The sequence below is a fragment of the Piscinibacter sp. genome, from assembly GCF_050175855.1.
Lineage (GTDB): Bacteria > Pseudomonadota > Gammaproteobacteria > Burkholderiales > Burkholderiaceae_C > Piscinibacter.
Window position 1 is genome coordinate 1 of record NZ_JBFXIO010000241.1, and the last position, 8,098, is coordinate 8,098.

The 8,098-nt window shown below is 71.0% G+C and carries 9 protein-coding genes and 1 pseudogene; 3 read left to right on the forward strand and 7 right to left on the reverse strand.

What is annotated here, in order from left to right; all coding sequences use genetic code 11:
- Positions 1-25 precede the first annotated feature (25 nt).
- Entirely contained in the window at positions 26-1,075 is a 1,050-nt protein-coding gene (locus AB7U92_RS17175) for a hypothetical protein (protein ID WP_428579530.1), read from the reverse strand.
- A gap of 157 nt (positions 1,076-1,232) precedes the next feature.
- Between AB7U92_RS17175 and AB7U92_RS17180 the strand changes: the two genes are divergently transcribed.
- Complete coding sequence (locus tag AB7U92_RS17180; RefSeq protein WP_428579533.1) at positions 1,233-1,808, forward strand: SRPBCC family protein; 576 nt, start codon at positions 1,233-1,235, stop codon at positions 1,806-1,808.
- Here AB7U92_RS17180 and AB7U92_RS17185 read toward each other — a convergent pair.
- Complete coding sequence (locus tag AB7U92_RS17185; RefSeq protein WP_428579536.1) at positions 1,805-2,647, reverse strand: 23S rRNA (adenine(2030)-N(6))-methyltransferase RlmJ; 843 nt, start codon at positions 2,645-2,647, stop codon at positions 1,805-1,807. The two genes, AB7U92_RS17180 and AB7U92_RS17185, sit on opposite strands and share 4 nt — an antisense overlap.
- A gap of 47 nt (positions 2,648-2,694) precedes the next feature.
- Between AB7U92_RS17185 and AB7U92_RS17190 the strand changes: the two genes are divergently transcribed.
- Positions 2,695-3,786, forward strand: coding sequence for an alkene reductase (locus AB7U92_RS17190; protein WP_428579539.1), 1,092 nt, complete (start codon positions 2,695-2,697; stop codon positions 3,784-3,786).
- 3 nt (positions 3,787-3,789) lie between these two features.
- Here AB7U92_RS17190 and lysM read toward each other — a convergent pair whose 3' ends face one another.
- The 5 genes from lysM to AB7U92_RS17215 form a co-directional block, all read right to left on the reverse strand.
- Positions 3,790-4,302, reverse strand: coding sequence for a peptidoglycan-binding protein LysM (gene lysM / locus AB7U92_RS17195; protein WP_428579542.1), 513 nt, complete (start codon positions 4,300-4,302; stop codon positions 3,790-3,792).
- A gap of 131 nt (positions 4,303-4,433) precedes the next feature.
- Complete coding sequence (locus AB7U92_RS17200) at positions 4,434-5,009, reverse strand: MOSC domain-containing protein (RefSeq protein WP_428579544.1); 576 nt, start codon at positions 5,007-5,009, stop codon at positions 4,434-4,436.
- A 10-nt stretch (positions 5,010-5,019) separates the two neighbouring features.
- Entirely contained in the window at positions 5,020-5,835 is an 816-nt protein-coding gene (locus AB7U92_RS17205; RefSeq protein ID WP_428579547.1) for a substrate-binding domain-containing protein, read from the reverse strand.
- 48 nt (positions 5,836-5,883) lie between these two features.
- A complete protein-coding gene (locus AB7U92_RS17210) occupies positions 5,884-6,270 on the reverse strand; it encodes a c-type cytochrome (RefSeq protein WP_428579550.1) in 387 nt (128 codons plus the stop codon).
- Between the two features lie 28 nt (positions 6,271-6,298).
- Positions 6,299-7,321, reverse strand: coding sequence for a formylglycine-generating enzyme family protein (locus AB7U92_RS17215; protein WP_428579552.1), 1,023 nt, complete (start codon positions 7,319-7,321; stop codon positions 6,299-6,301).
- Positions 7,322-7,632: 311 nt separating this feature from the next.
- Here AB7U92_RS17215 and AB7U92_RS17220 point away from each other — a divergent pair.
- Positions 7,633-8,098 (forward strand): annotated as a pseudogene (locus AB7U92_RS17220) (phosphoenolpyruvate carboxykinase (GTP)); the annotation flags it as partial.

Here is an 8,098-nt window from a genome sequence, read left to right on the forward strand (position 1 = left end):
ACCCGACCGGATTCCCTGAGGGGCCTCAGCGCGCCGGCAGGGTCGCTGCTGCGGCAGCTGCGGAGGTGGCTGCGGCGGTCGCACCGCCGCGCGTGGCCGCCACACGCGGGCCGGCGAGCGTCTGCGCCAGCGGGCTGTGGAGCTTCACTGCCAGCGTGGCCGGCGTGAGGTTCGGGTCGTGCGGCAGCGAGCGCCAGGGCTGCGCGCCGTGGGCCAGCAGGTAGTCGACGAGTTCGCGCTGGCGGGTGGGCTCGCCCACGAAGGCCGGCGTGATCACGCGGGCCAGCGGCACCCAGGGCAGCTGCCGGGCTTCGGCCGCGGGCACGCGGTCGACCAGCGAGGGCTCGCGCTGTACCCACCAGTCGAGCGCCGCGAAGTCGGCCGTGCGCAGTGCCTCTTCGTAGCCGCCCGGCAGGCGGCCGTTGTGCGCCGCCAGCGAGGCGCGCGCGGTGTGGCCGCGGGCCTCCAGGGTGCGCGCGAGCGTGGAGTTCAAGTGCGACGGGTGCAGGGCACCCATCACGCCGAAAGGCAGGGTGTCGGCGCGCAGCTGGTCTTGCGCCAGCCAGCCCTCGAGGACGGTGTCGAGGCCGACGGCGCGCGCGTTCGGGCAGCTGAGCATGCGCACCGTGTCGTGGTGGATGGCGCGCGCATCGGCTTCCGCGAGCCAGCGCAGCGCGGCCAGCTCGGCCGGCGCCGCAGCTGCGAAGTCCGGGCAGGGATGGGCCTGGGCGAGCGCCACCGTCGGCGGCGTGATGCAGGCCTCGGGCAATGCGCCCTTGTCGATCATCTCGGGCAGCAGCTTCCAGTTCGCCGGATCGCGCGCGGCCAGCGTCAGCGGGCACACCGGCAGGCCCGAGGCGCGCAGGTCCTCGGCCTTCAGGCTGCCAGGCTGGTAGGTGCCGCAGCGCGGCTGCAACGCGCGGTCGACGCTGTTCAGGCGGAAGCACGACGCCGGATCGCCTTCGGTGATCTTGTCGTACAGGTGGGCCACCACCAGCGAGGTGGTGCAGCCGCCGAGCAGCAGCGAGCCGGCGGCCAGGCCGAGGGCGGCGACGAGTCGGTGCAGGCGGGTCATGGCGGTCGCGGGTGGGAGCCCGTGACGTACAAGAACCATGCCCTGGCCGGAAGTGACGCGGCCTGTCGGCCGTCGGTAAGCGCGTGTTGCCGCGCGCCTTGTCTTGGCGCAAGCCAGGAGCTAGTCTGGGTGCCTGTCCAGACTGCCGGAGCCCGCCATGCGCCCGATCGTCGCCCTGCTGTTGTTGGTGCTTGCTTCGGTGGCCGGCGCGCAGCAGCGATCGATCGACAAGGAGGTGCTCGTCGCGGCACCGATCGGCGAGGTCTGGAAGGCCTGGACCACGCGCGACGGCATCGTTTCCTTCATGGCGCCCGACGCCGAGATCGAGGCGCGTGTCGGGGGTGCATTTCACGTCCACTTCGATCCACTCGCGGCACCCGGCATGAAGGGCGCCGACGACATGCGTTACATGGCGCTACAGGCGCCGACCCTGCTGAGCTTCGACTGGAACGCGCCGCCGCACCTGCCGCAGGTGCGCGCGCAGCGCACCTTCGTGGTCGTCCGGTTGAAGGAGGTGGACGCCGCCTCCACCCGCGTGACGCTGCACCACACCGGCTGGGGCGAAGGCGGCGAGTGGGACCAGGCCCACGCCTACTTCGATCGCGCCTGGGGTGCCGTGCTGACCAACCTGAAGAAGCGCTTCGACAGCGGGCCGGTGGACTGGAGCGACTGGATGGCGCGGCTGCGCAAGATGCACGAGCAGCCCGCCGCGACGCCCGCGGCCAGACCCTAGACGGCCTTCTGGTCGAGCAGGAAGTTCGCGCCCGCTACCTGGCCCAGCGCCTCCACCAGCCAGGGCAGCACGCCGGCCAGCGTGTCGTGCAGCGTGTAGGGCGGGTTGATGACGAACATGCCGCTGCCGGCCAGGCCGAAGCCCATGGCGTCGGGCCGGGCCACCGTCAGGCGCGCATGCAGCCAGCCCTTGGGCGCCAGCGCTTCGAGCCGGCGCGGCAACTCGGCCGCTTCCACCTTCTGCACCTGCGGGTACCAGACGAGGTAGACGCCCTCGGCGAAGCGCTGCACCGCATCGCGCAGCGTGGCCACCACGCGGCCGTAGTCGCCGTGGCCCTCGTAGCTGGGGTCGATCAGCACCACGCCGCGGCGCGTGCTCGGCGGCAGCTGGCTCTTCAGGCCGTCGAAGCCGTCGGCATGCTTCACCTCCACGCCGCGCTGGCTTCCGAGGTAGGACTCGAGGATGCGGTGCTCGGTGGGATGCAGCTCGAACAGGCGCATCTGGTCGGTCGGCCGCAGCAGCATGTGGGCGATGGCCGGCGAGCCGGGGTACTGCTCCAGCGCGCCGCCCGGGTTGAAGGCGCGCACCCGCTCGACGTAGTCGGCCACCGGCTCGGGCAGGTCGTCGCGGCCCCACAGCCGGCCGATGCCCTGCTCGAACTCGCCCTTCTTCTGCGCATAGCGGCCTTCCAGCGAATAGCCGCCGGCGCCGGCGTGGGTGTCGACGAAGCGGTAGGGCTTGTCCTTGCCGTTCATGTAACGCAGCACCTGCACCAGCACGATGTGCTTGAGCACGTCGGCGTGGTTGCCCGCGTGGAAGGCGTGTCGGTAGGCGAGCATGGGCGGGTGTCTGCAGGAATCCGGGCCCGACTGTATCGTCCCGCGCCATGCAGACCCTCTTCACCCCCTTTGAGGCCGGCGACATCGCCCTGGCCAACCGCATCGTGATGGCCCCGTTGACGCGCAACCGGGCTCTGCCCGGCCGCATTCCCGGCGACCTGCAGGTCGAGTACTACCGGCAGCGCGCCAGCGCCGGTCTGATCGTCACCGAGGCCTCGCAGATCTCGCCCGAGGGCCAGGGCTATCTGGATACGCCGGGCATCTACAGCGCCGAGCAGGTGGCCGGCTGGCGTCGCGTCACCGATGCCGTGCATGCAGCCGGCGGCAAGATCGTGATCCAGCTCTGGCACGTGGGCCGCATCTCGCATGTCTCGCTGCTGCCCGAGGGCATGGTTCCGGTGTCGTCGAGCGCGCGGGCCGCCAACACCAAGACCTTCACGCTCAAGGGCTTCGAGACGGTGTCGGCGCCGCGGGCGCTGCGCGCCGACGAGATCCCGCGCCTGATCGGCGAGTACCGCACCGCCGCGCGCAACGCCATCGCCGCCGGCTTCGACGGCGTGGAAGTGCACGGTGCCAACGGCTACCTGCTCGAGCAGTTCCTGCGCGACAGCCTGAACGACCGCACCGACGCCTACGGCGGCCCGATCGCCAACCGTGCGCGGCTGCTGCTGGAGGTGATGGAGGCGGTGGCCATCGAGATCGGCGCCGGCCGCACGGGCCTGCGCCTGTCGCCGGTGACCCCGGCCAACGACCTCGGGCAGGACAGCGATGCGCAGGCACTGTACGGCCACGTGGTCGAGCGCCTCGCGCCGATGAAGCTGGCCTACCTGCACCTGATCGAAGGCGCCACGGGCGGCCCGCGCGACGCCGTGCCGTTCGATTTCGAGGCGCTGCGCCGCGTCTACAAGACGGCGCACCCCGGCGGCGCGTGGATGGTCAACAACGGCTACGACCGGGCGATGGCGCTGGAGGTGGTCGAGAGCGGCCGCGCCGACCTGGTGGCCTTCGGCAAGCCCTTCATCGCCAACCCCGACCTGGTCCGCCGGCTGCGCGAAAACGCGCCGCTCAACGAGCCCCGGCGCGAGACCTTCTACGGGGGCGGAGCAGCCGGCTATACCGACTACCCTGCCCTGGCGTGACGCTCAGTTCGGAGGAATCCGCAGAAGCTGGCCCGGATAGATCTTGTCCGGGTGCGTGAGCATCGGCTTGTTGGCCTCGAAGATCTTCGGGTAGAGGTTGGCGTTGCCGTAGAACTTCTTGGCGATGGCCGACAGCGTGTCGCCCTTGACCACCGTGTGGTACTGCGACTCGTCGGCGGGCTGGGCCACGGTCATCAGGTCGGAGACCGAGGCCACGCCCTGCACGTTGCCGCAGCACAGCAGGATCTTCTCCTTGGTGGCCTGGTCGGCAGCCTGGCCGGAGACGGTCACGGCGCTGGTCGCGCCGTCGAACGCCACCGCCAGGCCGTCGGCCGAGAGGTTCTGCGAGGCGATGTATTTCTCGATCGCCTTGGCCGCGCCTTCATTGGCGGCGCGGGCGCGCTCCTGCAGTTCCGCCTGACTCGGGGCCTGCGCGGCGGCTGCTGCCGCGGCTTCGGCGTCCTTGCTGCCGAACAGCTTCTCGCCGGCTTCCTTGAAGAAACTCATGATGCCCATGCTCATTCTCCTTCCTTGGTTCTGGTGCGGTGCGCGCGGACCGGCGCCCGAAGTGCATTCTGCGCGCGTGACATGACAGAACCGGAGTGCCCTCGCCGCCCACTGCGCCATTGCGCCACGGTGCGACGGCGTCAGCGTCGCTGCGCGGCGACACGCGAGCGGAACAGTTCCGCGATGCCGACCTCGCGCGGGCCGTGTGCGAGTTCGAATGACTCGCCGGCCCGCAATGTGCCGGCCACCCGCACCGACAGGTAGAAGCCGCACCAGCCGTTGGCCGTCATCAGCTTGCTGGCCTGGTCGAAGCCCATCGCGGCGTTGAACTTGAAGCACGGAAAGCGCGGCTCGCTGACCGCCAGCTCGCAGTCGGGAAAGCGCAGCACGTCGCCGACGCAGACGTCCTGCTCCAGCAGGCCCTCGAGGGTGAGGTTCTCGCCCATCATGCCCGGCGGCAGCGGCTCGTCCCACAGCGAAACGCGCGCCTGGGCGCGCACCGTCTGCCAGAACGGGTAGTGCTCCGAGGGATAGGCGTAGAGGGCCTTGGACAGCCCGCCGTGCACCGACAGGTCGGCCTGCTCGTCGCCTTCGAGGCCGAGTGCCGCCACGCGCAGCGGGCCCTCGACGGCGCGCTTGCCGATGCCGGTCATCACGCTGCGGCCCTTGATCTGCACTGCCCGCGCGGGCGAGACGTTCAGGCTGATCAGGCGCATGGCGCGAGCCTCAGGCCGGCACGCGGTAGCCGCGCTGGCGGGCCACCACGGCGCGGCCCTTCGGTCCGGTGATCCAGGTGGCAAAGAGCTTGCCCGCCGGATGGTTGACGCGAAAGGCGCGCATCACGTGCACGGGCAATGTCATGCGCCCGTCGCCTTCCACCAGCACGGCCAGGGGTGTACCGCCGCGGGCGGCCCACACGCCGCGCTCCACCAGCGCATAGGCCGCTTGCTGGCGTGCCTGCGCGACGAGCGCGCCCGCCGTCACCTTGGCATACCAGGGCGCAGCCGGAGCCACCTGCGCGGCGCGCCACAGCGCCTGCTCGGCCAAGTGGGCTCCGGAGCCGTCGCCGGGGCTGAGGAAGACTATCGTCCCCGGCGCGGCCGCCGCGGCGTCGCGGATCTGTACCAGGGCTGCGGCGGCGTCGGTCATCTTCGCGATGCCGGCCGGGTCGGGCGCCTTCTTCTTCGGTGCCGGGCCGACCAGCACCAGCGCCGAGTCGGCCACGCGGCGACGGTCGTGCGCCAGCCCCTGCGATTCGAGCCTGAGCTCGGCCTGCGGCGCGTTGGTGAGTGTGGCATCCAGTTCGCCGCGCTCCAGCGCGTCCAGCAGCGGCTGGGCGGGCCCGGCGTTCAGCTGCACGACCACGCCGGTGTCGCGGCCGAATGCCTTCAGCAGGGCTGTGGCCAGTCCGGAGTCCATCAGCGACTGGTCGGCGCCGAGCCGCAGCGGATCGGCGAGCGACGCACGTTGCTGCGCGGCGGCGAGGCGGGGAAATGACAGAGCGGCGGCAGTGCCGAGGAGCAGGCGGCGGCGGGTGGTCATCCACGGATTCTGCGAGCATTTCCAGGCCGGCTGGCCGGGCCCTCGGCGCTAGGGCACCAGAACCAGGATCCAGTTCACGAGTGCGCGCGCCTCACGCAGCGTCACCACGCCGGCATTCGGCGGCATGTTGGCCTCGCTGACCTTGCCGGCCCAGTGGCGGGCCTTCGGGTTCGAGCCGGTCATCACGGAGCGGGTGAGTCGCTCGGAGGCGGCAGGGTCGTCGCGGTAGCGCTTGGCGATGTCGATCCAGGCCGGTGCGATCGGCGGCAGGCCGTCGGCTCGCTTGGCGCCCGGCTGCAGGGCATGACAGGCCAGGCAGCCGCGTTCGGTGGCCAGGCGGAACATCGCCTCCCCGTATTCGGCCGGCGTGGCGTGGGCGGGCCGCGCGGCCAGCGTCAGCGCGGCGGCGGCAAGGGCGAAGGGCAGGTGGCGCACGGAGGGTCCTCGGTTCGATGCGCGTAGCTTACGGCGTCGCCTCCATCACCAGGCGGACGCCGACCAGGGTGTAGCGCGTATCGGTCGAGTTCCAGTTGCGGTAGGCGCAGCGCGCGTAAAGCGGCCAGGTGTGCCAGGAGCCGCCGCGACGCACCTTTACCGAGCCATCGGTCGGGCCCGGCGGGTCGTCCAGCGGCGAGCGGGCGTAGTACTGCTCGTCGTGCCAGTCGGCGGTCCACTCCCACACGTTGCCGTGCATGTCATGCAGGCCGAAGGCGTTGGGCGCAAACTGGCCGACCGGCGCCGTGAACGCGAAGCCGTCATGCGTGGGTAGGGCGAACGCCCTCCAGGCCGGCCAGTTCCCGGCGGCGTCGGCGTCGAAAACGTTGGCGACCCTGGCCAGTGACGCCGGATCGTCGCCGCCGTGGTAGTGGCTGCGCGTGCCGGCGCGGCAGGCGTATTCCCACTCGGCCTCGGTCGGCAGGCGGTAGCGGCGCTTCTCGGTGCGGCTGAGCCAGGCGGCCAGAGCCTGCGCATCGTTCCAGGTCACGTTGACGACGGGATGGTCGTCGCCCTGCGCGAAGCCGGGGTTCTGCCAGGAGTAGCGCGGGTCGCGGCCCTCGAAGGCGTCGCCGCGCCGCGTGGTGGCCGGGTCGTAGCGCGGGTTGTAGCCGTAGCCGCCAGTGCCATCGGCCACCGATTCCGGCACGTGGCCGGAGGCCTGCAGGAAGCTGCGGAACTGGCCCACCGTCACCTCATGGCGGCCCATGTAGAACGGCCGCGTCAGGCGCACGCGGTGCACCGGCGCCTCGTCGGCCAGGTCGCTCAGCCGCTTGCGCTCGTAGGCAGGGAACTGCCGCGCCAGCTCGGCCTCGCGTGCCTCGCTGCCCATCAGGAATTCGCCCGCAGGAATCCGCACCATCTGCATGCCCAACGAATTGATGGCGATTGGCGGCAATTGGCGCGAGATGCCGCCTGATCCGACACTGCAGGCGCCCAGGAGCAGGCTCGCCGCAAGCGCGGACAGGGTGGCGAGGTGGGCAGTGGGCATGGATGTCGAGTCGGTCGGGCCAGAGACTGTGGCGCGAATCATGCCGCCTCTTCGGGGTCACGCATGAAACTATTCCGCTAATGCATGACCGCCCCCGGGCTCCGGTGGTTACCGCGCCGGTACACTGATTTCACAATCCCCTCCAGCATCCGCGCCCGTGGCCTGTCGCCGCAACCCGGCCCCGCCATGAAACCCGCCGTAATTCCCGCGGCGTCGCGCGGCGGCATTGGGCAAGCCCTCCGGACCTCTCGAACCGGGCCCCGCCGGCTTGCCCAATCCCGCCTTTTTTGACTTTGAAGATCGGAAGCGACATGAACCGTCCCGTGCTCGAAGGGGTGCGCCTGAACGCGCCTGCCTATGTCCTCCACGCCCGCCTGCTGGCCTGGGTCGCCGAGATGGCGGCGCTGACCGAAGCGAAGGACGTCTACTGGTGCGATGGCTCCCAGGAAGAGTACGACCGCCTGTGCGGCCAGCTCGTCGAGGCCGGCACCATGAAGCGGCTGAACCCCGAGCTGCGCCCGAACAGCTACCTCGCCTGCAGCGATCCGAGCGACGTGGCGCGTGTGGAAGACCGCACCTTCATCTGCTGCGAGCGCAAGGAAGACGCCGGCCCGACCAACAACTGGATGGCCCCGGCCGAGATGCGCGCCTTGCTGCAGACCGGCGAGAAGGCGTTGTTCCGCGGCGCCATGCGCGGCCGCACGATGTACGTGGTGCCGTTCAGCATGGGCCCGATCGGCTCGCCGATCGCGCACATCGGCGTCGAGCTGTCCGACA